The sequence below is a fragment of the Deltaproteobacteria bacterium genome, from assembly GCA_022340465.1.
Lineage (GTDB): Bacteria > Desulfobacterota > Desulfobacteria > Desulfobacterales > B30-G6 > JAJDNW01.
The window spans coordinates 79,391-104,144 of sequence record JAJDNW010000056.1 but is presented as its reverse complement, the minus strand read 5'-3'; the positions used below and the strand labels follow the sequence as shown (position 1 = coordinate 104,144).

The 24,754-nt window shown below is 56.9% G+C and carries 21 protein-coding genes; 14 read left to right on the top strand and 7 right to left on the bottom strand.

Annotated elements, in window-relative coordinates; translation table 11 throughout:
• Nucleotides 1-217 precede the first annotated feature (217 nt).
• Both LJE94_09025 and LJE94_09020 read left to right on the top strand, forming a co-directional pair.
• Entirely contained in the window at nt 218-1,120 is a 903-nt protein-coding gene (locus LJE94_09025; protein MCG6910251.1) for an MBL fold metallo-hydrolase, read from the top strand.
• A 325-nt stretch (nt 1,121-1,445) separates the two neighbouring features.
• Nucleotides 1,446-2,786 (top strand): nicotinate phosphoribosyltransferase, encoded by a 1,341-nt coding sequence (locus LJE94_09020; protein MCG6910250.1) that lies wholly within the window; start codon nt 1,446-1,448, stop codon nt 2,784-2,786.
• Here LJE94_09020 and LJE94_09015 read toward each other — a convergent pair.
• Nucleotides 2,783-2,950: a hypothetical protein gene (locus LJE94_09015; GenBank protein MCG6910249.1), complete on the bottom strand. Its 168-nt coding sequence runs from the start codon at nt 2,948-2,950 to the stop codon at nt 2,783-2,785. The two genes, LJE94_09020 and LJE94_09015, sit on opposite strands and share 4 nt — an antisense overlap.
• Nucleotides 2,951-3,194: 244 nt before the next feature.
• Here LJE94_09015 and LJE94_09010 point away from each other — a divergent pair, with 244 nt between their 5' ends.
• From LJE94_09010 to LJE94_09000, 3 genes are all read left to right on the top strand, one after another.
• Complete coding sequence (locus tag LJE94_09010; GenBank protein ID MCG6910248.1) at nt 3,195-3,716, top strand: tetratricopeptide repeat protein; 522 nt, start codon at nt 3,195-3,197, stop codon at nt 3,714-3,716.
• A 293-nt stretch (nt 3,717-4,009) separates the two neighbouring features.
• Nucleotides 4,010-4,921 (top strand): MoxR family ATPase, encoded by a 912-nt coding sequence (locus LJE94_09005; GenBank protein MCG6910247.1) that lies wholly within the window; start codon nt 4,010-4,012, stop codon nt 4,919-4,921.
• 28 nt (nt 4,922-4,949) lie between these two features.
• Complete coding sequence (locus tag LJE94_09000; GenBank protein MCG6910246.1) at nt 4,950-6,365, top strand: VWA domain-containing protein; 1,416 nt, start codon at nt 4,950-4,952, stop codon at nt 6,363-6,365.
• A gap of 347 nt (nt 6,366-6,712) precedes the next feature.
• Here LJE94_09000 and LJE94_08995 read toward each other — a convergent pair whose 3' ends face one another.
• Nucleotides 6,713-7,117, bottom strand: a complete 405-nt coding sequence (locus LJE94_08995) for a cysteine rich repeat-containing protein (protein MCG6910245.1) — start codon at nt 7,115-7,117, stop codon at nt 6,713-6,715.
• A 398-nt stretch (nt 7,118-7,515) separates the two neighbouring features.
• Between LJE94_08995 and LJE94_08990 the strand changes: the two genes are divergently transcribed.
• Nucleotides 7,516-8,949, top strand: coding sequence for a CoA-binding protein (locus LJE94_08990; GenBank protein ID MCG6910244.1), 1,434 nt, complete (start codon nt 7,516-7,518; stop codon nt 8,947-8,949).
• A 122-nt stretch (nt 8,950-9,071) separates the two neighbouring features.
• Here LJE94_08990 and uvrA read toward each other — a convergent pair whose 3' ends face one another.
• Complete coding sequence (gene uvrA / locus LJE94_08985) at nt 9,072-11,978, bottom strand: excinuclease ABC subunit UvrA (GenBank protein ID MCG6910243.1); 2,907 nt, start codon at nt 11,976-11,978, stop codon at nt 9,072-9,074.
• A 335-nt stretch (nt 11,979-12,313) separates the two neighbouring features.
• Here uvrA and LJE94_08980 point away from each other — a divergent pair, with 335 nt between their 5' ends.
• The 5 genes from LJE94_08980 to LJE94_08960 are packed head-to-tail and all read left to right on the top strand — an operon-like array spanning nt 12,314 to nt 16,583.
• On the top strand, nt 12,314-13,450 hold the full coding sequence (locus LJE94_08980; protein ID MCG6910242.1) for an ABC transporter permease: 1,137 nt from the start codon (nt 12,314-12,316) through the stop codon (nt 13,448-13,450).
• Nucleotides 13,447-14,238, top strand: coding sequence for an ATP-binding cassette domain-containing protein (locus LJE94_08975; protein ID MCG6910241.1), 792 nt, complete (start codon nt 13,447-13,449; stop codon nt 14,236-14,238). The genes LJE94_08980 and LJE94_08975 overlap by 4 nt, the downstream gene beginning before the upstream one ends.
• 25 nt (nt 14,239-14,263) lie before the next feature.
• Nucleotides 14,264-15,373 carry an MlaD family protein gene (locus LJE94_08970; GenBank protein MCG6910240.1) on the top strand — a complete coding sequence of 370 codons (1,110 nt, stop codon included), beginning with the start codon at nt 14,264-14,266 and terminating at the stop codon, nt 15,371-15,373.
• A gap of 1 nt (nt 15,374) precedes the next feature.
• Nucleotides 15,375-15,986, top strand: coding sequence for a PqiC family protein (locus tag LJE94_08965; protein MCG6910239.1), 612 nt, complete (start codon nt 15,375-15,377; stop codon nt 15,984-15,986).
• A gap of 27 nt (nt 15,987-16,013) precedes the next feature.
• Nucleotides 16,014-16,583: a DUF4136 domain-containing protein gene (locus tag LJE94_08960; GenBank protein MCG6910238.1), complete on the top strand. Its 570-nt coding sequence runs from the start codon at nt 16,014-16,016 to the stop codon at nt 16,581-16,583.
• A gap of 63 nt (nt 16,584-16,646) precedes the next feature.
• Here the strand turns inward: LJE94_08960 and ssb are convergent, their stop codons facing one another.
• Complete coding sequence (gene ssb / locus LJE94_08955) at nt 16,647-17,087, bottom strand: single-stranded DNA-binding protein (GenBank protein MCG6910237.1); 441 nt, start codon at nt 17,085-17,087, stop codon at nt 16,647-16,649.
• A 220-nt stretch (nt 17,088-17,307) separates the two neighbouring features.
• Nucleotides 17,308-18,237, bottom strand: a complete 930-nt coding sequence (locus tag LJE94_08950) for a hypothetical protein (protein MCG6910236.1) — start codon at nt 18,235-18,237, stop codon at nt 17,308-17,310.
• Between the two features lie 424 nt (nt 18,238-18,661).
• On the opposite strand from LJE94_08950, the gene speB reads away from it, so the two are divergent.
• Entirely contained in the window at nt 18,662-19,624 is a 963-nt protein-coding gene (gene speB / locus LJE94_08945; protein MCG6910235.1) for an agmatinase, read from the top strand.
• Between the two features lie 176 nt (nt 19,625-19,800).
• Here the strand turns inward: speB and LJE94_08940 are convergent, their stop codons facing one another.
• Complete coding sequence (locus LJE94_08940) at nt 19,801-20,619, bottom strand: DUF3786 domain-containing protein (GenBank protein MCG6910234.1); 819 nt, start codon at nt 20,617-20,619, stop codon at nt 19,801-19,803.
• A 265-nt stretch (nt 20,620-20,884) separates the two neighbouring features.
• Here LJE94_08940 and LJE94_08935 point away from each other — a divergent pair, with 265 nt between their 5' ends.
• Entirely contained in the window at nt 20,885-21,991 is a 1,107-nt protein-coding gene (locus LJE94_08935) for an MBL fold metallo-hydrolase (protein ID MCG6910233.1), read from the top strand.
• Between the two features lie 123 nt (nt 21,992-22,114).
• On the opposite strand, the gene LJE94_08930 is transcribed toward LJE94_08935, so the two are convergent.
• The gene (locus LJE94_08930; protein ID MCG6910232.1) at nt 22,115-23,224 is read right to left on the bottom strand and encodes a DUF362 domain-containing protein; all 1,110 of its coding nucleotides are present in this window, start codon (nt 23,222-23,224) and stop codon (nt 22,115-22,117) included.
• 189 nt (nt 23,225-23,413) lie between these two features.
• Here LJE94_08930 and LJE94_08925 point away from each other — a divergent pair, with 189 nt between their 5' ends.
• Nucleotides 23,414-24,622 (top strand): RNA methyltransferase, encoded by a 1,209-nt coding sequence (locus LJE94_08925; GenBank protein ID MCG6910231.1) that lies wholly within the window; start codon nt 23,414-23,416, stop codon nt 24,620-24,622.
• Nucleotides 24,623-24,754 lie beyond the last annotated feature (132 nt).

Sequence of the window (24,754 nt, the reverse complement as noted above, 5' to 3'; positions counted from 1 at the left end):
TTTTCTGTCAAGGCCTTTGAAATCAACACCACTTGTTCACCCTGCTGAATTCACCCCCGGCACCAAACGGAAGAAGGTGTTGCAAAATTCAACGGATCCGGTAAGGTAAACCCTCATTGTACAAATGGGCTAGATGTGGACCTCAGGCTGCCGAGCAGCCACTCAAACCAGCACTACCGGATAAACTTTTTGCATCACTCAAAAGAAAGGGAGTCTCATGTTCGACTTTAAAAAAGGAAACATCCGTTTCATTCGCGGCGGCAAATACCCCCAGAGCAACAGCGTTTTGATCGACGATGGCCTGCGCGCCGTCATCGATCCGGCCTGTGACGAAGACAAGCTGGCGTCAATTCTCCAGGAAAGGCCCGTGGACGTAATCATCAACAGCCATGGCCATGAGGACCACATCCTTTACAACCACCTTTTTCCCGGCGCCCAACTCTGGGTGCACGCCCTGGATGCCGGTGTCTTTAAGGACGTAAACGCGTTTCTCGACCAGTTTTTCGCCCCCGGGGGGATGGATGACAAAACCAAGGCGGGCTGGATGGAATTCATGGCTGACGTGGTCAAGTTTCAGCCCAGGGTGCCCGACCGCTTATTGACGGACAACGAGATCCTCGATTTCGGGCAGACCAGGGTTCGCGTGCTGCACACCCCCGGGCACTCCCCGGGCCACTTGTCGTTTCATTTTTTAAACGAGAACGTGCTGTTCCTGGCAGACCTGGATCTAGTGAAATTCGGCCCCTACTACGGCGACAAGGCCTCCAGCATCGACGACACGATCCAATCCCTCGAGCGGTTGGCGGGCATCGCTGCCGACGTATATCTGGTGTCCCACGGCAAGGAAGGGATCCTGGACGGCGACCCGGCCCACATCCAACGCTACCTGGATGTCATCTACCGGCGGGAGGAAAAGCTGCTCGATTTTCTGGCGGCGGGCCCCAAGACCATCGAGGAGATCACCGAGCACGGCATTATCTACGGCGGCCACAAACTGGCCAGCGGGGCCTGGGACCTTTCCATCAGTGAAATGGCCATGATGATCAAGCATGTGGAGCGCCTGGAACGCTTGGGCCGTGTCAGGAAGGAAGCGGAAAATTACTACCTCGTATCCGGCTGATAAAAAACCACGAACCACAAAGGCACAAAGCACACGAAGAAAACGAATTATAACCCAAAAGAGGGTTAACTGACCGCCGAGGAATAATACCGTCTCAGCCGTGAAAAATGAATATTAATAATTTCCTCGTTTCTTTTAGCTGCAGTAACTGAAATCGGCTCCCGAAGGAGAGACGTTTCAATCCAAGGTTGCATAAGGACCGACAGGTGCGGTTCACGCGACCCGGTCGGCGTATGGACCCCGTGAAATCCGCAAGCATCCCCCTTGAAAATCACCCCCGAAACCCTTATAATGCCCAGCGGATACAGATCGGAGAAAAATTAACATGACCGTCACCCGCAGAATCGGCCCCCTGTTCACCGACCTCTATGAGCTGACCATGGCCGCCAGCTATTTCGACAACCGCATTTTCTCGGAGGCCACTTTTTCCGTTTTCGTACGGGATACGTCCCGGCGAAACTATTTTGTGGCTGCCGGTCTCGAGGATGTCCTCAGGGAACTGGAAGCGTTTCACTTTTCCGAAGATGAACTGAACTACCTGAGGGGAACGCGCCTTTTTTCGGAGGCCTTCATCGACTATCTCGAGGGACTGCGTTTTACAGGCACGATCCATGCGCTGCCCGAAGGCACCATTTTTTTTCCCAACGAGCCGGTTCTGGAAGTGACCGCCCCCTTGATCGAATCTCAAATCGTAGAAACCTATATCCTGAACACCATCGGCTTTCAGACCAATGTCGCCTCCAAGGGAGCCCGGTGCGTGTACGCCGCCAAGGGCCGCCCGTTGGTCGACTTTTCATTGCGACGCACCCAGGGGCAGGATGCCGGCCTCAAAGTCGCACGCAGCACCTTCCTGGCAGGGTTTTCCGCCACAAGCAATGTCCTCGCCGGCAAGCAATTCGCCCTGCCGGTGTCGGGAACCATGGCGCATTCCTATATATCGGCCTTCGACAGGGAAATAGACGCCTTCAGGGCTTTTGCGGAAACCTTTCCCGAAAGCTCGGTTTTTTTAATCGACACCTACGACACCCTCAAGGGCGCCCGCAACGCCGCCCGGGTCGCACTGGAAATGAAGGCCAGGGGATACGCCCTGCGCGGTGTGAGGCTGGACAGCGGCGACATGGTGGCTTTAAGCCGGCATGTGCGCAACATCCTGGACGATGCAAAACTTTCGGAGGTGAAGATCTATGCCAGCAGCGGGTTCGACGAATTCGAAATCATGGACCTCATTTCCCAGGATGCCAAAATCGACGCTTTCGGCGTGGGTACCAAGGTGGGCGTGTCCGCGGACGCGCCCTACCTGGACATCGTCTACAAACTGGTCCGGTTTCAACAGCGCAATATCCGTAAACTGAGCACCGGTAAAATCACGCTCGCCGGCAAAAAGCAGATTTTCAGGCGCAGCGGGACCGACGGAACGTTGCAGGAAGACGTCATCGGATTGAGGGACGACGCCATTGCCGATGGGAACCCGCTCCTCAAAAAGGTGATGGAAGGCGGCCGTCGTATCGATCAACTGCCATCGCTTGTGGAGATACAGTCCCGGTTCAAAATAAACTTCGCCCGCCTGCCGGAAACGTATAAATCCATTTTAAACAAGCGAAACTTCCCCGTAAAACTGAGCAAAAGGCTGGAAAAGGTACAGCAGGGAGCGGATCGCTCCCGTTAGTTCCAGCGGAAAAAGCGGGGAAGATCATGACAGCGTGCGCCCCGGACCAGGAAGCATTGCCCCTGCCCGATTTCTTCGGCCCTGAAAAAGTCGGCCGCGCCTGGCGCGCCCCCGGCCAGGCGCACGCCGCTTCCGCCGGGGCAAAGCCCTTCACCTTCGCGCACCCATTTTTCAACACACCGAAATCTTTAGGTTCTTGGAGCGCCGGCGTGCATGTTCACAGGCGGCAACCGGTTGACAACCGACAAACGGACCTTAGTCTATACCAGGGTACGCTCTCCAGGGGCGCCCTGGAGAACGGTTACCCCTTAAGCCTAAATCGAGCGAGTGTCGAGGTTAATGAAACACTCGACTTGGAATGAACAGAAGACCTAAGGTCAGCGATTCTTAGGCAGGAAGGAGTTTACCATGGGAAATACATTAGAAGGCCTTTTCAAAGAGGCCATCACCGAATATATCGCCAATAATTATGAAAAAAGCATCGAATATCTGAAACTTGTGCTGCAAATGGACCCGCAGCACCGGCTGGCCGGCCTGACGATCGGGTCCGCCCTGCTGAAACTCGGCCGGGCCGAGAAGGCACTGGAACAGTTCAATCACATCATTGAAGCCGATCCGGGCTATGCCCGGGCCTATCACCTGAGGGGATTTGCCCATCAGCAACTCGGTGACAGCGAAGCCGCTTTGAAAGATTTCAGCACCGCCATTCACCTGGATGGTGAGTACGGCGCCGCCTACTACAGCCGCGCCACGCTGCTCAGTGAAATGGGGAAAAGCGAGTTGGCCGGCGATGACATCGAAGTCGTTACCCGGCTCACGAACCGCAACCTTGAAGTCTTTGGCAACCAGAACAACGTGTGGCGGTCAAGGCAGCTTTACGTAGAATCTGAAATGGGCAGTGAATTCGACCAGATGGTGGGCTCCGCGTAGAATGGACCGGAATGCGTGTCACGCCGTGAACCGGCTGCGCCGGCAGCCGGTCCGCGGCCGGCTTCAACGCTCATGATTACACCTAACCCGGATAAACCGGAAATTTCAAAAGACCCAATACCAAAGGCCTGCGTCGTTCGGGTGTTTTTTCGTCAATTGAAGCGTGTTCGGGCTGTTCGTGGTTTTAGGGATTGAATTTTTGGCGACGGAAGCGTAAAAGCGATTGAAAGCAAACGGATTTTATTGATTCTGTAAATCCTGAATCTAGCCAAACCGACCTTGAGAGTGAAAGCATGCCGTTCAAAGATCCGAAACACGTCAAAACCTCCCTTGAAAGGGCCCGTTATATCTGTTCCGATGAAATCGCAACCGTCATCTTTTTAGCCGGCGCTACGGCCAAGCCCATTCTGGTGGAAGGCCCGGCCGGCGTCGGTAAAACCGAACTGGCCAAGGCGGTTGCCCGGAGCCTCGGGCGGGAACTGATTCGCCTGCAGTGCTACGAAGGCCTCGATGAAGCCAAGGCGCTATACGAGTGGGAGTATGCCAAGCAGCTGCTTTACACCCAGATCATGAAGGAAAAAATCCACGCCCTGATCAAGGATGTGGCTACCCTCACCGAAGCGGCCGACCGCATCGCCGCGCAGGAAGACGCTTTCTTTTCGGAACGTTTCATCCAGCCGCGGCCGTTGTTGAAAGCCATCTCTTCCCCAGAACCCGTGGTGCTCCTCGTGGACGAGGTGGACAAATCCGATCCGGAATTCGAGGCCTTTCTCCTCGAAATACTGAGTGATTTCCAGGTCTCCATCCCCGAAATCGGGACCCGCAAAGCGCTGAACATCCCCTTTGCCGTACTGACCTCCAACAACTACCGGGACATGAGTGACGCCCTGAAGAGAAGGTGCCTGCACCTTTACATCGACTACCCGGACATTGCCCTGGAAAGGGAGATCGTCCTGATGAAGATTCCCGGCATCCCGCACCAGCTGGCCGACCAGCTGGTGGCCTCCGTGAACGCCATCCGGGACCTGGACCTGAAAAAAAAGCCCTCCATATCTGAGACCCTGGACTGGGCCGGTTCGCTTATGGCTCTACAGGTGGAAACCCTTTCCACGGGGGTGGTGGCCGACACCTTGAGCACCATTTTAAAGTACCGCATCGACGCCGACCTGGTGAAAAAGAACCTGGACAAAGTGGTCGTTCATTAACACGGGATTCTGTTATAGAAGACCAAACATGGATAGAACCATTCTCAAATTCGTATCGTCGGCCCGCGCCGCGGGCTTGCGGATTTCCACCACCGAAACCCTGGATTGTCTCAACCAGCTCGGCATGATCGATCTGTTGAGCGAAACCCAGTTTTCCAGGGTGCTGCGGGCCAACTTTGCCAAAAGCCGCAAGGACCAGACCACGTTCGACCACCTGTACCACCTGTTTTTTCACGAATTGCGTGACGATGAAGTGCTCGTGGGCGCGGATGCCATTTCCGAATACCGCCGGGAGATGCTGGACAGCCTGGAAGTGGATGCCCGGGATGACGGAGAAGGGCCGGGAAATCCTATCGAGGCCCTCATCGATTTTTTGAGTGGCAACCCGGCCGCTTTCCTGGAACTGCTCAAAGGACTGACATCGGAAAATCAACCCACCGGAGGGCAGCCGAGTGCCGGGGGGCCGGGTTCCAACCTGGGCGCCATGGTGCGCCGCCTCAACGTGATGATGGCCATCAATCGTACCGGCAATGCCCTGGAAGCGGCCATCCAGGATTCCCGCGACCGCATCCCCTGGGAAACCCGCGAGGGGTTGAATCAACATTTCCAACGACGCCTGGAAAGCGCCCGGAGGTTGCTCACGCGTCAGCGGCAGGACGCACCGGCCAACAAACGCAAGCCGCCGCCGTCATACGACCGGCGCCTCGCCCGGCTGGGCGCGGTACCCTTCACCTCCCTGACCCCCAAGGAGGTGCGGGAAATGCGGGATGTCATCCGGGAACTGGTAAGAAAACTCAAGGATACCGTCAACCGCCGCTACGCCGCCCGGGCAAGGGGCCCTTTGAACGTCAAAAAAACCCTGCGCAAGGCCATGCGGTATCAGGGCGTGCCCATGGAGGTCGTCCACCGGAAAAAGCCTCCCGCCAGGGGTAAAATCGTCGTGCTCTGCGACGTGTCCGGCTCGGTCTGGTCTTCGGCACGGTTCATGCTGAACATGCTTTACTCCCTGCAGGAGTGCTTTACCAAGGTGCGCAGCTTCATCTTTGTCGCCGGCCTCGATGAAGTCACGCATTTTTTCGAAGACCACGACGTGAACCAGGCCATCGAAAAAGTCATGCACGACGCCGAGCTTGCATACGATGCGGCCACCGACTACGGCTTGACCTTCAGGGAGTTCAAAGCCGTCTACATGGATGTTCTGAATAAAAAGACCACCCTGATCGTCATCGGGGACGGCCGTTCGAACTATGCCAATCCCGAAGCCGACATCCTGGATGAAATGCGTGAAAAGTGCCGCCGGCTCATCTGGCTCAACCCGGAAACCGAAATGTTCTGGTATTCCGGGGACAGCGAAATGCGCTTGTATGAAGGTATCTGCAATGAAGTGCGGCCCTGCGCCAACCTGAATCAACTGACCGAGTTCATCCGGGAACTGGTCCTATAAATGGTCGGGCCCATGCATACCATCTCGGTCAAAAAAAAAAACAAGCGTCACTGTCATGAATGAAAATCAAAGCCCAGACAGCCCTCCCGCCGCCTGGTGGTCAAGTCCTGATCTAAAATTGTCACTTTTTCGATTTTGAGTCGTCTGTTTTCACTCTATTGGAAAATGAACATCGAACATCCAACGTCGAATATGGTTTATTCGCTTACGGTATTCAGGTTTTCTGGGCAATCAGCCAAAAGCAAACAGCCAAGCGTTCGATGTTCAGCATTCGATGTTGGACGTTCATCGATCTTCGACCGCTGATCTCTGACCTCTAAGGCCCTATCCTCGGCCCCTGAAGCGCCTTATTTAAGCCCCACATCCTTCATGGCCGCTTTGCAGCGCTCGCTGACGTCGGCGATGTTCTTGTCGATGCAGTCCTTCAAGCGGCCGTCGCCGGGCGCCACGTCGCTGCAGAACTTTTCCAGGTCGTTGTCGCACTCGTTGGCCACGTAGGTGAGGGCGACCACGGCGCGTTCCAGTTGAGCCGCCGCATCGTAAAGGGCGTATTCGCATTTATTCGACAGCTTGTCCTGATAGGCGAACAAACAGCCCAACAGGCGGCCGTCGCCCGGGGTGACCTTGGCACAGTATTCTTCCAGCTCCACCTTGCAGCCTTTCTCGAAGGTCTGCACCGGGTCGCCCATTGCGGTCGCTGCGGTTATCAAGAAAACTCCCAGTACGGCAGCCGTTGTCAGCACACGTTTCATTTTACCCTCCTTTTTCCTTCTCTCTATTTTTCCTGAACTTTTTCAGTACAAATGCCGATCGATACGGCCTATTCCATACAACACGACGCCCGGCAGCACAAATGAAATCGTGTTCCACGATTTTATGAAACGCGGCTTCCGCCTTCGCTCTGCGAGCTACGCCGTACAAAACGCCGCGAAAAGCCGTCGCTCCTGTGCGAAAAACCGAATTTTCTATCCCTGCAGCAACCAGCGGGGAATTCAAATTAAAAATGGGAATAATTTTTATTTCCTGATACAAGATGGTGCGCTCTGAAAAAATACGACTGCAACCGAATGAACCAAAACCCAGGTCGAGTGTTCCAACATATTAAAAGCTGAAACGCGCAATCTGGGCAAACCTTACAAAGGACCCTGACATGACCGACACGTCTTATGTTGACCTGGAAAGACTTTTCAACCCTCGAGCCATTGCCGTCGTCGGCGCCAGCACCAAAAGGGGTGTCACCTGGGACAGCGGCAATGCCTACATCAACGGCTGCCTGCGCCAGAGCTTCGGCGGCAGAATATTCCCCGTTCACCCCAAGGCGAAATCCATCCTCGGCTTTCCATGCTATCGATCGGTGCGCGACATTCAGGCCCCCCTGGATCTGGCCATCATCTGCATCCCCGCCGCGGTGGTCAAAGCGGTGATTGCGGACTGCGCCAGCAAGGGGGTCCGTTTCGTGCACATGTTGACAGCCGGATTTGGAGAAACCGGTCAGGAAGAAGCCGGAGAAATCGAAAAAGAGATCACCGCCATGGCTAAGGAGGCGGGCATGCGCATCGTCGGGCCCAACTGTATGGGGTTGTACTGCCCTGAAGGCGGCCTGGCCTGGAACGGCGATCTTCCAGACAAGCCGGGATCCGTGGGGCTCTTCTCTCAGAGCGGGCAGCTTGCCAACATGATCGTAAGAGCAGGCGCGCTCGAGGGCATCCATTTCAGCAAGGTGGTCAGTTTCGGCAACGCCTGCGACCTGCAGGCCCACGATTTTTTAAACTATCTGGCCCGGGATCCCGCCACCGATGTGATTGCCTGCTATCTTGAAGGCCTGAAAGAGGGGCGCGCATTTCTGGAGGCCGCCCGCAGCACCGCTCTCAAAAAACCGCTGGTGGTCCTGAAAGGCGGTCAGACCGAGGGCGGATCGCGCGCCACCCGGTCCCACACGGCGGCCCTGGCGGGCTCCCATCAGACTTGGCGGGGCATGTGCCGTCAGGCGGGCATCATCGCCGTCGACTCCCTGACCGAGATGGTGCACACCCTGTCCGCTCTCAAGCGGCTCCCGCTTCCCAAGGGCACCAATGCCGCCATCCTTGGCGGGGCCGGGGGCGGCAGCGTCACCATGACGGACATGGCGGAAAAACACGGCATCGGAGTGCCGCAGCTGTCGGATGAAACCGTGGAGCGTCTCGGCGCCGTCGTCCCGGTGCAGGGAAGCAGCGTGAAGAACCCGCTCGACATTCTGCCGTTTCTCACCAGCGAGGACAATTTCAAGTTTGTGATGACGCTGCTGAAGGAGGACCCCCTGGTCGATGGGCTCTTTTTTGCGCTGCCGCTGCCGTTCATATTCCATGAAAAGGGGCGTGCGGGGGTGGATGCGTACCTGAACATGATTGCCAGGGCACGGGGCTGGCTGGAAAAACCCCTGTTTTTTATCATCGAAGCCTTTAATACCACCGAACTCTTGCTGGTGGGACGCGCTGCGACCGAAAAAATGGCGGCGCAACAGGTGCCGGTCTTTCCAGACTTCGAGGTGGCCGCCCGCGTCATGCTGAACCTGCAACGATACCGCGACTTTCTAAGGCGTGCATAAACGGTGGCGAAAAACAGCAATGCAGCACAGGGTTTCAACCCAGCCAAAGCCGATTGCCGCCTACCCTTCTTACCCTTTTACTTTCTGATGTTCTTACGTTCTGCCCTCGGGAGTTCTGTGTTTCAGACCGACAAAATGTTTTTCAGGAAGCGGCCGGTGTAGCTCTGTTTAATACCGGCCACCTTCGAAGGCGGGCCCTGGGCCACGATTCGCCCGCCGGCGTCGCCGCCCTCCGGCCCCAGGTCGATAATCCAGTCGCAGGTCTTGATAACGTCCAGGTTGTGCTCGATCACCACGATGGTGTTGCCGGCATCCCGGAGGCGCTGCAGCACCTCGAGAAGCATGCGGATGTCCTGGAAATGCAATCCCGTGGTGGGCTCGTCCAGAATGTAAAGCGTCTGACCGGTGGCCCGCTTGGCCAATTCCCGGGCCAGTTTGATGCGCTGGGCCTCGCCGCCGGACAAGGTGATCGCGGACTGTCCCAGCTTGATGTAGGACAGGCCCACATCCATGAGCGTATCGAGAATGGCGGTGATTTTGGGATGGCGGGCGAACAGGTCCCGCGCCTGGCGAACCGACAGGTCGAGGACATCGGCGATGGTGTGCCCCTTGTACTGGACTTCCAGGGTTGCCTGGTTGAAGCGCCTGCCCTTGCAGGTTTCGCAGGGCACGTAGACATCCGCCAGGAAATGCATCGCCACCTTGATGTACCCATCCCCCCCGCAGGCCTCGCAGCGGCCCCCCTTGACATTGAAGGAGTAGCGCCCCTTTTTGTACCCGCGCAGCCTGGATTCAGGCAGTTGGGCAAAAAAATCACGAATGTGGTCGAACACCTTGGTGTAGGTGGCCGGATTGCTCCGGGGCGTCCTGCCGATGGCCTTCTGATCGATGTTGATCACTTTGTTGAGCCGGGAAAGGCCGTTGATGCGATCGTGCCGGCCCACGGCCAGGGGGGAGTCGTGAAGTGTGCGGGCCAGGGCCGGAAACAGGATCTGGTTAACCAGGGTCGATTTTCCCGCTCCGGAAACGCCGGTGACCGCCACCAGCAGCCCCAGAGGGATTTTGACATCGATCTTGGCAAGGTTGTTTTCCGCCGCCTTTTTGATGGTAATCCACCTGTTCCCGGCCTTTTGGGGCGTCATCCGTTCTTCCGGCAGCTCGATCTTTTCCTTGCCGCTCAAGAAACCGCCGGTCACGGAAGCCTTGCTTTTGACGATGTCGCGGGGCGTGCCCGCGGCCACGATCTTGCCGCCCAGGTGCCCGGCACCGGGGCCGAAATCCAGGATCCAGTCCGCCGACTCCATGGTTTCCCGGTCGTGCTCGACGATGATCAGCGTGTTGCCGATGTCGCGGAGGTGCCGCAGGGTGTTCAACAGTTTGATGTTGTCGCGCTGATGCAGCCCGATGGACGGCTCGTCCAGGATGTAGAGCACGCCGGTGAGCTCGGACCCTATCTGCGAGGCCAGGCGGATGCGCTGGGATTCGCCGCCGGAAAGGGTCGGCCCCTTGCGGCTCATGGAAAGGTAGTCCAGCCCCACATTGATCAAAAACCCCAGCCTGCCGCGAATCTCCTTGATCAGCTCCTCGGCGATGATGCGGCGGTTCCCGGTGAGCGTCAGCCGCTCCAGAAATTCATGGGCCTCGGCAATGGTCATGCGGGTAATGTCGATGATCGATTTTTCCCCGATTTTTATGCTGAGCACTTCGGGTTTGAGCCGTTGCCCGCTGCAGGTGGGACAGGTTTTCGAGGAGAGGAACCGGGCATACCATTTTTTCATGCTTTCCGATTTGGTCTGCTGGTAACGCCGCCACATGCTGTTCAGGAGGCCCTCGTAGGTCGTGGTGAACTGTCCCTGAATTTTCTGGGAGGTCCAGTCGACCTTCATCTCCCTGCCGTTGGAACCGTTCAGGATCAATTGCTTCTGCTTTTCCGGCAATGCCTTCCACGGGGTGTCGAAGTCGATGCCCCACTGGGTCTCCATGGCCTTGAGGCGGCTGTATCCCCACGACCCGTTGGGCGGGTCCATTTTCGAGAAGTAGTTCTTCCAGGGAACGATGGCCCCCTGGCGGATCGTCAGACTTTTGTCCGGTACGATTTTGTCCACATCCATGGACAGCATGGAACCGATGCCGTTGCAGTCGGGGCACATCCCCAGGGGCGAATTGAAGGAAAAAAGGGGCGGATCGAGCACCGGATAGGCGATGCCGCAGCAGGACCGTGCCTCGCTCATGCGGATGTCACCCTTGCCCAGCACGTGCACGATCAACTGACCCTGACCGGTTTTCAACGCCGTTTCCACGGAATCGGTCAGGCGTTTCCGGAAAGAACCGTCCCTCTCGACCACCAGACGGTCCACAACCGCTTCGATGGTGTGTTTCTTGTTTTTGGCCAGTCCCTGAACCGCTTCGATCTCCCTGACCACACCGTCGATCCTGACCCGGGCGAACCCGTCGCTTTCCAGTTTCCGTAAAAGCTCCCGGTGTTCCCCCTTGCGGTTTTCGACGATGGGCGCCATAATCAGAATCCGGCTGGAGGCGGGCAGGTCGAAGATCTGGGAGACCATGCCCTCGGCGTCCCCCCGGCCGACTTTCCTGCCGCACTGGTAACAGTACTGCTCGCCGACCCGGGCAAACAGAACCCTCAGGTAGTCGTATATCTCGGTTATGGTCCCCACGGTCGACCGCGGGTTTTTACTGGCGGCCTTCTGCTCGATGGCGATCGTCGGGGAAAGTCCGCGGATCGTGTCATAGCGGGGTTTTTCCATCTGCCCGATAAACTGCCGTGCATAGGCGGAAAGCGATTCGACATAACGACGCTGCCCCTCGGCAAAAATAGTGTCGAAGGCCAGGCTCGATTTTCCCGACCCGGACACGCCGGTGAAAACGATCAGCTTCTTTTTCGGCAGGCGCACGTGGATGTCCTTCAGGTTGTGCTCCCGCGCGCCCCGGATGTCGATGGTATCCAGCTCTTTGACTTTGCGGGCCTTTCCGGTGGAGTGCAGATTGTTTTTTTTCGAGCTTTTTTTCATTCAGCGATTCAGCTTTCCGCCCGTCCAATAAAAACAGCCATGGCGCAAGGGCCGTAAACACATTCCGACGCTGCCGATCCCGCTGGAGACGGGCGGGCCGGAATTGAATATGCGATCATTACCGTTTCCCGAACAACGAAAGTAAGCACCCGGAACCGCTCTGGCAACAGGGAAATCGGTGGCGATGCCCCGGCAGGGCGACGCCTGCGTACGGCACGCTCCTTGACGTATTTATAGCATTTAATATATACGTAAGCTGAGCGTTTCAAATTTCAGTGATCATTAACAATCATTTTTTTCATCAATATTCATTTGTTTTCAGGGGTGATCGCACCATGGCAGCCGGAACCCATGGGCTGAAATATTTCGTAGTCGAACCGGGCACCCTCCTGATGCAGCTCAACGGCAATTGGAACGTGCCTGAAGATCGGCAATCCGCACTGGAGGCCCTCAAAGCCCTTCATCGGGAAAAGGGTCTTAGCAGGATCGAATTCGATACCCGCAAAATGGGCGCCTGGAACAGTGGGTTGCTCACGTTCCTTATCAATATCCACTCGTTTTGCGTCAAGCACGATATCGAAATGACCCGCGGGGGGTTGCCGCAGGGGGTGACGCGCATTCTGGCGCTCTCCCTGGCCGTCCCTCCCCAAAAGGAAACCCGAGACGCTCCGGAAAAAGCCCCCCTTACGGATAAAGTGGGGCAATGGGCAATCGACTGGTTTTACACCTCGGCCGAAATGGTGGACTTCATCGGCCAGGCTGCCGTCTCCTGCCTGAAAATGGTACGGGGCTCCGCCCGCTTCCGGATGTCCGACCTGGTGCTCTACATGCAGCAGTGCGGCGCCCAGGCATTGCCCATCGTCAGCCTGATCAGCCTTCTCGTGGGGTTGATTCTGGCATTCGTAGGGGCTGTTCAGCTGCAGATGTTCGGCGCCCAGATCTACGTAGCCAACCTGGTGGGGCTGGCCATGGCCCGGGAAATGGGGGCCATGATGACCGGCATCATCATGGCCGGGCGCACCGGCGCCGCCTTTGCCGCCCAGTTGGGCACCATGCAGGTCAACGAAGAGATCGACGCCTTCAAGACCATGGGTATCGACCCGGTTGAATTCCTGGTGCTGCCCCGCATGCTGGCGCTGGTGTGCATGATGCCCTTTCTGTGCATCTACGCCGACCTCATGGGCATTGCCGGCGGCGCCCTGGTCAGCGTCGGCATGCTCGACATATCTGCCGTCGAATATTACCACCAGACCAGGGAGGCGCTCAACCTGGTCCATTTCGGCGTCGGCGTGTTCAAGAGCGCCGTTTTCGGCGTTCTCGTGGCCATCGCCGGGTGCCTCCGGGGCATGCAGTGCGGCCGGAGCTCCTCGGCCGTGGGGGATGCCGCCACCTCCGCCGTGGTGACGGGCATCATTTTTATCATCGTCTCCGACGCTCTCATGACGGTCGTTTTCACCATCATCGGCATATGAATGACAAACGTACGCATCGTCCGGAAAAAGTATGTAATACGCCCAAAATCAGGGTCGACAACCTGACCATGGCCTACGGCGATTTCGTGATCCAGCGTGATCTCACTTTCGAAATCGGCACCGGTGACATTTTCATCATCATGGGCGGCAGCGGATGCGGCAAGAGCACCCTCTTGCGCCACCTGGTGGGCCTGAAAGCGCCGGCCAGTGGCCGGGTGTTCTACGGCGACACCAGTTTCTGGGAAACCTCGGCCTCTGAGCAGGAGGGGATCATGCGCACCTTCGGTATTCTGTACCAGAGCGGCGCCTTGTGGAGTTCCCTCACCCTGGCCGAAAACGTCGCCCTGCCGCTCAAGGAATTTTCCGGTTTCGGCGATGCCCACATCAGGGAACTGGTGGCGTTGAAGCTCTCCCTGGTAGGGTTGGCCGGGTTCGAAGACTTTTACCCGTCCGAAATCAGCGGCGGCATGCAAAAAAGGGCCGGCCTGGCCAGGGCCATGGCCCTGGACCCGGAGATCCTCTTTTTCGACGAACCCTCAGCCGGTCTCGATCCGGTCAGCGCCAGACGGCTGGACGACCTGATTATCGAGCTGCGCGACAGCCTGGGGGCGACGGTGGTCGTCGTCACCCATGAACTGGCCAGCATCTTTGCCATCGGTAACAACTCGGTCTTCCTGGACCCGGAAGCCAGAACCATGATCGCCCAGGGCGATCCCAACACGCTGCTGGCCGAGTGCGACAACCCCACGGTGAGAAATTTCCTGACCCGTGGAGAGAATACCGGGTAAAGCCTCCGGTGAAATAGGAAATTTTATGAGCAAAAAAGCGAACACCACCGTCATCGGCAGCTTTGTCATCGGGGCCGTTCTGCTGGCCGTGGCCGGCATCGTCATTTTCGGCGGCGGCCGCTACTTTACTAAAAAATACAACTATACGGCCCATTTTTACGGCAGCGTAAAAGGGCTGAATGTGGGAGCGCCCGTCCTTTTCAGAGGCGTCAAAGTCGGTGAAGTGACCGGCATTGCCATCGAGTACAATAGCGAGAACATGGATTTCAGCATCGCCGTCAACTTTCAGCTGGTCAGCCGGGCAACGACAATCATCAACCGGGAATTTCTCGCAGACCACAAAAAAATTAATCAGAATGATGTCATGCTGGATCTGGTCAACCGGGGCCTGAGAGCCCAGCTCGCTCCACAGAGCTACATCACCGGGCTGTTGTACGTCAAACTCGAGTTTTTTCCGGGAAGCGAGGCCCCGCTGCCCACCACGGAAGCTGCGGAAGCAGAAATCGAATCGACCGAAATTCCGACGATTCCCTCCAACATGGAAGAACTGGCCCGTACATTCGAAAACCTGCCCCTTCAGCAGATCGCCGACAACCTGGAGGAAATGACCGCAGGCATCGAGCGGCTGGTGAACTCCCCCCAGTTGGGAACCATCCTCAAGTCTGTGGAAAGCGCTACCGGCACCTTCGACCAGGCCATGGTCAATCTCGACACCCAGCTCACATCACTGGCGGCCGATCTGAAAACAATGATCAACAACACCGACCGCCTGATCCGCAGCGTCAAGCGCCAGGTTGAACCCGTGGCCCGGGGCCTCCTCAACACCACCGATGCCGCCACCGGTGCCTTCAATCAGGCAGAAGAGACCCTGTCCCTCACCGAGGGCCCGGGAGCCGAACTGGTGGCCGGCATCAAGCAGGCGGTGAATGCCGCCACCCATGCGCTGGTAAAGGCCGACACCACCCTGGAAACCATCGACAGCCTGGCCGGGCAGGATTCCGACGTGATCTACAGCCTGAACACGGCCCTGGAAGAGATTACCCTCGCGGCCCGCTCCATCCGGGCGGTGGCGGAATACCTGGAACGCCACCCCGAAGCCCTGCTGCGGGGCAAACGTGGAAATGGAGGAAAGTGACATGAAGGCAGGAGGTCGTTTATCCCGGCATATCACCCTGTTGTGCGGGCTGGTGTTTCTGCTCCTGGCAGCCTGCGGTACCACCGCCCCGACGCGCTTTTATCTCCTTGACCCCCTGGCCGAACCGGGTGAAGCGGCGAGCGCGGCCAGCAGTGAATCGCTTTCCATCACACTGGCGCCGGTCGAACTGCCCGAACACCTGAACCGCCCCCAGATCGTGACCCGCAAAAAAGATAGCATGGTCGGCATCGACGAATTCAACCGCTGGGCCGAACCACTGAAAGCGGGTGTTACCGCCACCCTTGCCGAAAATCTATCCCTGCTTCTGGGAACCGACCGGATATCGATCACCAACCGCCTCAGGGATACCGGCTCCGACTATGGGATTGCGGTAAATGTCCTGCGTTTCGACGGGTGGCCCGGCGGCGAGGCCACCCTGGTCTGCCGCTGGGTGCTTTACCAGGGGGATGCCCCGGAAGCGCCCCGCCCCCGACGCTTCAGCGCCACCACCAAAGTAGAGGGCGCAGACTACCCCGCTCTGGTGACAGCCCTCAGCGGCATGCTGGCCAAGCTCAGCCGTGAGATCGCCGGGCAGATAACTTCGGGCCTGTAACAATAACCATCTAAATATGGTCTAACCATGCGAACACACAATCTTTTATCCGGATTACTTCTTTTTGCCCTGGTGGGCCTTCTGTGGGGATGCAGCGGTATCCAGGTAAGCCAGGACTATACGGTGCCGTCGGATTTTTCTGCGCTGAAAACCTATGACTGGCTGACGAAAATCCAACCTGAAACCGGCGACATTAGAGTCGACAGTTCCCTTCTCGACAGCCGGATACGGTCGGCGATAGACGCCTCGCTATCACAAGAGGGGTATCAAAGGATTACCCAGGGGAAAGCCGATTTTTACGTGGCTTACACATACGAGATTCACAGCAAAGTCGAATCCAGCAATGTCACGGTGGGGTTCGGAATGGGAAGCCTCGGCGGCTATGGGGCGCTGGGAATGAATACCGGTGGAAATGCCAGAGAATACGATGAAGGCATGCTGGTGATAGATCTGTATGACCCATCCAAAGAAAATTTGCTCTGGCGCGGAATAGGAACCTCCCGTGTCGATCAACACCCAAAGCCCGAGAAAGCCGCCGCAAGGATCAAAGAAAAGGTTGAAAAAATACTCTCTCAGTTTCCGCCGCAACCCGATTGATCGTCATTCCGATTGAAATCCGGAAAACACCCCGCATTCGTTTTCCGACCGGCATAGCCCGTATCAAAACGGGATGTCGTCATCGCCCATGTCGCCGTAGGAGGGCCCGGGAGCCGAATCCTGGGTGCGGGGGCCTTGGCCGCCGCTTTTTGCTCCGCCGCCGAAATCACCCTTGGGGCCGAGCATCTGCATCTTGTCGGCCACGATCTCGGTGGTGTAGCGTTTAACGCCGTCCTTGTCTTCCCAGTCACGGGTCTGAATGCGCCCTTCGATGTACACCTGGCGTCCCTTGGAAAGGTATTCCCCGCAGATTTCACCCAGCCGTCGAAAGGCGACGATGCGGTGCCACTCCGTTTTTTCCCGCTTCTCCCCGGTATTGCGGTCCTTCCACTCCTCGGACGTGGCGATACTGAAGCTGGCCACCGCCGTGCCGTCCTGGGTATAGCGCACCTCGGGATCCCTGCCCAAATTGCCGATGAGTATCGCCTTGTTAACGCCTGCCATACGTCCCCTCCTTTTTGTTGAAATGTTTCAATCTTCTTTATTCTTTTAGTGAATTTTTTTGATTATGAACAGGGTTAAAATTGCCTCAGAACCATATACACTTGTAACCTACCGAAATAATACAAATAGTCAAGGTTTTTTGGCCGCCAAGATGCTAGTTAATCAATTTTTCATGCAATAGTGGCCGTGATCGCAAAGACCAGAAGCGGGTTCGCGCCTTCTATTTTCCCTCTTCCGGGCAGTCGATGCTCACGGCGCATTCCCCAGAATCCTGGCTGAATGCCGTAATCCCTTCCTGCCCGGGCGTAATGGAGCGGTCCAGGTAAATGAAATTTTCATCGGTAAAACAGGCTTTTTGTAGGTATTTTAGGATGTTGTCCTCGCCCCGGATGATGTCGTAGCTGTCGTTTCCCTTGGCCACGAGCACGGGAATGGCGTCGATCTCCAGAAGATCGAGCATGGCGCGGTTGACCTGCGGTGCAAAACTATCGATCCGCTGGACATCTGCCAGGTCTAAATGATCGATGGGGTCGATGGGATTGAGATAGAGGTCACAGCTGTTGCACTCGTCGAGGCTTTGAATGACCTTCTGGCAGTGCGGGCAGGTCGACGAAAAAATCAGATAGACCTCCCTGGTGGGGGCCGAACAGGAGCGCACCGCGTAGGCTGCGGCCCGCAGTGAATAGGTCTGTTTTTGATGGCCATCGATGCTGAAGCTCAACAGGGAAAATGAAAACAGAATCACCGCCAGGCCCGTGAGGGACAGGGCCGATTGCCTGCGGCCATACATGAGGTTCAATATCAGCACGAAGGCAAACACGGTCAGGCAGTACAGGCAGAAGGTCTGGGCGACAAAGACCTGGTACGCCAGCAGCACACCGTCGAAAGTGAGCCCTCCCAACAGGAGCATGCCCACGGGATCGATTCCCCAAAAAGTCCAGTCCTTCAGTTTTTTCAACGACCAGAAAACAGCCTGGAAAAAAACCAATCCCAAAAGGTTGAACCAAAAGGGCCGGACCACCGTCAGGGTTTCGACGATGCGGCACCCCTGGGTGGGGCAGATGCTGGATCCGCCATAGAGCGACATGAGCGTCTGAATGGCAACGCCGATACTGGCGATGATGGCGACTATTTTCATTATGCTGAGCATCCTTTCCTCCATAAGAATTTGACTGAGCAAGGATAGGATATGATTGTTAGACCCGTAATAAAATCGTGTTCCACGATGTTATGAAACGCGACTTCCGTCTTCGCTCTGCGAGCTAAGCCGGACAAGACGCCGCGACAAGTCGTCCCTTCTATGCGGAAAATTTATCCGCCGTGAGTTGGGCGGGCCAAAATTCCTATCCCGCGCTGCAAGCAGCGGGGAATTCAAATTTAAATTGGAAACACACATTGAAAAAAGTGAAACGACCCGAAACTAACATGAGGGGAAGGTCACAAGTCAAGACAATTTCACGGCTTGTCTCGCGGAATGCATATCTGTTATAGTCCCTCAGAAAATTGAACATACCGCCAAGGAGAAAACGCAAAAAACAAATCTCCCTAACCAAATCACGAAAGAGGAGAACCCGATGCCGTTCGAATCCATCGACCATGCCATCACCCCGGGAAGCCTTTACGGGATCAAGGAAGAGCCCACCTATTCCGGTGTGCTCAGTTTCATGCGCCGCAAGTACACAAAAGACCTGAGCCGTGCCGATGTTGCCGTCAGCGGCGTCCCTTTGGACCTGATGGTTACCAACCGCCCCGGCACCCGCTTCGGGCCGGCAGCCATCCGCAAGGCTTCCGCTCACCTGGCCTGGTCGCCGCCCTGGCCCTGGCCGTTCGACCCCTTCGAACGGCTGGCGGTCATAGATTACGGCGATTGCCTTTTCGACCCGGGGAAACCGGAAACCATTACGGACAGCATTTGCGGGCATGCCCGCCGGATTGTCAAGGCCGGGGTTTTCATGCTGACCCTGGGCGGGGATCACTATGTCACGTACCCCCTTTTAAAGGCGCATGCGGAAAAATTCGGGCAGCTCTCCCTGGTGCATTTCGATGCCCATTCCGACACCTGGGCGGAGGAGGAAAAACGCCTCGATCACGGCACCATGTTTTTTCATGCCCTGCGGGAAGGACTCATCGACCCGGAAACCTCTGTTCAGATCGGCATTCGCACCACCAATCCAAGCACTCACGGCGTCAAGATCATCCATGCACCGGAGGTGATGAACACCGGTGCGAAAGCAACGGCCGACGCCGTCAGGAAGACCGTCGGCAACAGGCCCGTTTACCTGACCTTCGACATCGACTGCCTCGACCCGGCCTACGCTCCGGGCACGGGAACGCCGGTTCCCGGCGGGCTGACCTCGTTAATGGCGCTTGAAATCATACGCGACCTGACGGGGCTCAATTATGCGGGCATGGATGTGGTGGAAGTAAGCCCGGCCTACGACGTGAGCGATATCACGGCTCTGGCCGGCGCCACCATCGCCGCCGAGCTCTTGTGTGTACTGGCGGCGGACAGAAAACCGGTCGACCAACAAATATAGATTCCCCCGGGTAAACCCGGGGTCCTAACCGTTACGGCCGTTGGCCGACCAATCATTCACACCGAAAGGCAAGCTTTCGCGTGAATGCTTGGATGGGCTCATTCATCCACGGGTAAACCCGTGGTGTTCTGTCTTTGACCGCATAAAATCGGGCGCTTCCGGATGAATCGTTTTTTTTACACATTTTCAAACACCCCGTGCCGTACCGCCAGTTTCTCGAACATCTGGGCCAGTCCGGCTCCCAGGGTGAACGCCGTTCCGTTTTTTAAATTGCGGTCCGCACTCCGGTCGAAAAAAAGGTTCATATCCGATGCCATGCCCTCCTCGGGCCGCCAATAGCATATCATGATAGGCACCTTGGGCAGGGGATGAAGCACGACGGAAATATCCGATTCGAAGGCTTCGGCCACCCGTTTCCCGTCGAATATGTGCACCAGGTCGTCAAAGAGGTCGGTATAGGTGTCCGCAATCCGCTTCAGCGCCGCTTCGCACCGCTTCTGAAACAGGGGATAGCGCTCCTTGCCCTCGGCGAGCTCCCGGTAGGACACCCAGGAACCGTTGGGGATGACGCCGTCGCCGTAGATCACGTAATCGAGAAAGGGTCCCAAAATCCACGGGTTCACGTGCAGTTGGGTGATGAATTTCATCTCGGCGTTGACACTGAAGTCCTTGCCGAGAACCTTGAGCGTCAGTTTGTCGCCGTCAAAGCGTCCGCCGGCCCTTGCGGCGGCTTCTGACAGGTCGAGACGGCCGATTTCGGTGGCCATTTTCTTCAAAAACGCCACCTGCCTTTCATCTGCTCCCTGTTCTGTGTCGTCATCATCCCTGGCAAACAGTGCCGTCACTTCGGCGGGCAGCCGTGGGCACTGATCGATTGTTTTTCTGCCTTGAAATACGGCGCCGGCAAATGCCAGACATGTTTTTTCCCCGCATTCCCGGCAGTTGGACTTTTCCAGGTATTTGAATATCTCCATTACATTGCTGGGCTCAGGCATGGTCTTCCTCCTGTCGTACGGCTTTTTTTACCTGGGATCATATAGACAATTTTCAAACGAACTGCAAACGACGATCGCTTCTCGCTTCTTCGCCGGTGGCTGCAACCGGGCAGACGGCCGCGATCTTGGGCTTGCATTTTTCATCCGTACAGGTATCATGCCGGGACGCCAGGGATGGAGGACAGGCATTCGGCTAATCGTTCTGAATACCTGCCTTCGCAGGCATGACGCGAAGAAAAAAGTTGCAAGGTTAGGTCAGTTTGTAATGAAAATCATTCAAAAAGGAGATGAAAACGGCAACGGCATGGTGGTCCGGTTTCGCCTGCCTTCCGGGCTGGAAATCTTCAGCCTTCCCACGAAGAATTTTTACGGCGGCCATTGGGATCTGGGGCCCACCTGGAATTATGCCGTCATGGCCGATCGCCCTTTTCTGGTCGATGCGGGACGCTTCGGCCAGGGAAAACATCTATTGAAAATGCTGCAGGTCGCCGGCATCAGCCCGGGTGATCTCGCCTTCGTCCTTATCAGCCACGGCCATGAGGACCACGACGGCGGCCTTTCCGAACTGGTGGAACTGACCGATATCAAAGTGAAGGCCCACACTGTCTATGATCTTTTGATCCGGCAGTACCCCGCCCTGGCCCCTGAAGGGTACAAGCAGCATTTTCCCGCTAAATGCTGGCACTGCATCATGCCCGTCGAGTTCTTCGAAGCCAACTGCCTCGGCTACCACCGGGTCCTGCAGGCATTGTCCGTGGAAAGGGTCGGGGATGAAGACGAAAATTTCGGAGACGGCATCGGCACCATGCACCTGCCGGGTCACAGTCCCGACTCTCTGGCCGTGATGCTGGGAGACGAGGCCATCATCGCCGGCGATGTGGTCCTGCCGGATATCACACCCTGGCCCACCCGGCTGGAGCAATATGCGGAAGCCGAAGCCGTTCTGGCGCCGCTCTACCCCCGGGCGGATGCCCTGTTCGGTCTGAACCGCTACCTGGGTTCGCTCGGCCGGCTCCGCGACATCGCCAGGCACTCCCCGGACATCCGGGTGTTTCCGGCTCATCGCGTTTATTACCAGTCTCATTGGAACGAGATCCACCTGGCCGAAAGACTGGAGCAACTGTTCGAGCACCACATCCAGCGCTGTGCATCCATTCTGGAAATCGTGTCAGGAGAAGCAAGGGATGTCGATGAGATCGCACGGCGCCATTTCAAAGAGGTGCTGCTGAAGGGGCCGGGCAAACGGATGGCGGCCTATGAAATTATCAGCCACGCCGAGGTGTTGCTGGCCTGCGGTGACTTGGTGGAAGTTGCCAAACACAGGTATGCCGCCACCGGCAGCGCCTATTTCGAACAGCACATTAGGCTCTAAGCTGACTGGAAATACCCAATCACGAAAGCACGAAATTAAAAACCCGCGAAATGTGTTAAGATATTTCGTGATTTCGACTTTTTGTGGTTTCGTGGTGAAAGGTCTTTGTTTTTCAAAACCTGGCTATTCAGAACCCAGGTATGGCCGAACCAGTTTCCCGAGCAGCGGCTCCTTCATCCGTATGGCCCCGTGCGGGCAGATTTCCAGGCAGCAGTAGCACCGGATGCACGTGTCGTAATTGAAACGGATGCCCTTGATGTGGTGGGTGATGGCCTTGACAGGGCAGTAGCGCCAGCACTCGCCGCACAGTTTGCAGACCTTGTTGTCCACCACCGGCTTCTGGATGATATTTCTGCGCATGACGCCCTGCAACATCTTCGGCCCCATAAGCAGCGTACCGACATCCGGGAAATCAAAATCGTCCACGACATGAAAACGGCCTTTCAGGTTGATGTTCTCCGGAAGCAGCCCCAACTCCTTTGCCACCGAATGGGTCCTGAGCGTGTCCGGGTCCAGCCCCAAAACCTTGCAGATGGTCATGTCCAGCGCATAAGCATCCCGGCTGCCGGCAATCAGGCCCAGTTCCCTGGGCGCCCCGCTTCTGCCGGGGCCCTGGCCCTCCATGGCCGTGATGCCGTCGATGATGGTGATGTCCGGGTTGACGGCCCTGGCAATCTGCACCAGGAGCCTGGCGAACATGGCCCGATCGCTTCCCGCCTTGAGGTGCCATTTGGGTTTCTTCAAGCCGATGACACAACCGAACAGGTTCTTCACCCCCAGGGTCAGGAGCATCTGGGCATGGGTTTTCAGCTTTGCCAGATTGATGACGAAATCGGACTGCAGGGCATCCCTAGCCAGTTCGATGGTGCCGAAGGGCTTGCCGATATCGACCCGGACGGCGTCCCTAAAAGGACGGCACTCGACGTCCAACCCCTTCATCGCATCCAGGTACCCCCCTTTGCGCAGAATTTTTTCAAAAGAACCCATCCCGGGGCTGTCCGACACCAGCGGCCGGGCGCCTTTGGCGAGGACATATTCGACCACGGACCTGACGATCAGGGGATGGGTGGTGATCCCCTTCTCCGGACCCGCCGGCAAAAGGAGGTTGGGTTTGATCAGCACACGGCTCCCGGGTTGAATGCGGTCTCCGCCGGCGCCGTCCATGACGTCGGAAATGGTGTCGCCGAGGTCGGCCGCCACATAGGACGAGTGTTTGAAGAAGACATCTACCATGATAAAAATAAAAGCGCTTTATTCTCCCTTGTAAACGATTTGTCGAGTTTGTAGTATCCCTTCTATGGTTAATCAAGCCATAACCAACATTGAGGTCAATAAACGCGCTTTTATGTAACGCGGCTTCGCCGCTACCACAATAATAAAAACGGCCATCTCGGTTTGCCGGGAAAAAAATTCAGTACGAAGATGCGACCGACTGTTTCTAATGAAGCCCTGACAAAAAGGATCAAGCGACACGTTATCGGCCGGCCCCACACCTTTTTTGCCGTGACGGCTCCCGGCCTGGAGCGGTTGTGTCTCCGGGAGCTTGCCACCATACCGGGAACGGTCGCTCAGGCTGCGGCCGTTCCCGGCGGGGTGGAATTCGAGGGCCGTCTCACCGATCTCTACGGCGCCAGCCTCGACCTGCGTACCCCCACGCGTATTCTCATGCGACTGGCAGCGTTCAAGGCCACCAATTTCAGACAATTGGAAAAACAGCTCGGCCGTCTTCCCTGGGAACTGTACCTCCCTCCGGATGTCAGCCTGAAAATCAGCGTAAAAACCGCTCATTCCCGGCTTTATCATACCGAAGCGATTGCCCGCCACCTCGAGCAAGCCGTCGTGACGCGCCTGGCGGATATTTTTGGAAGCCGATCCGGAGGCAACAGTACAAAAAACATGCAGACCGTCCACGCGCGGGTCCTGGACGACAACTTTCTCGTCTCGTTGGACAGCAGTGGGCTGCCTCTGTACAAAAGAGGCCTGAAAACCGACGTGGGCAAGGCCCCCCTACGCGAAACACTGGCCGCAGCCGTCCTTACCTGGGCCGGTTACAGGGGCAGGGGGACGCTGCTGGATCCCATGTGCGGTTCGGGAACGTTTTCCCTGGAAGCCGCCCTGATGTCGAACCGGACGCCCCCGGGGTGGTACCGGTCCTTTGCCTTCATGCATTGGCCGGCCTTTAAGAGCGGGCAGTGGCAATATTTGAAAAAGGAGCGTTCCCAAAGGATCCGCCCGCCGGAGCGTGCTCCAGAACAGGCGAAGGTGTTCGCAGCCGACATCGATCCTGACATGTGCAAGGCGCTGGCAGCCGTCGTCCGGCAACACGATTTGGCGGAAATCGTCAGCGTGGACCGTGCGGATTTCTTCGGCCTCATGCCCAAAGCCATCAGCCCGCAGCCCGGCACGGTGGCCTTGAATCCCCCTTACGGCTTACGCCTGGGGCCTTCCCGTGAAACAGACGACCTTTACGGCGACATTGCCGGAAAACTGAAAAAGGATTTTAAACGCTGGCGCCTGGCCATCATCTTGCCGGACAAACGCCTGGCAGCCCTGTTTCCTTCTCATCTCAGGCCCCGTAGCATTCCCCACGGCGGTCTGTCGCTCACCCTGCTCACCGGCACTATCGTCTGACACCGCGGCGGTTGCATATGGGGCCGGCGGCCGATCATCTGGTGCGCCGACCCTGAAGAAAACCAAACGCAATGGACACAATAAGGCATGATACCGGAACAGACGCATGGCAATGAATATAAAATATGCGTT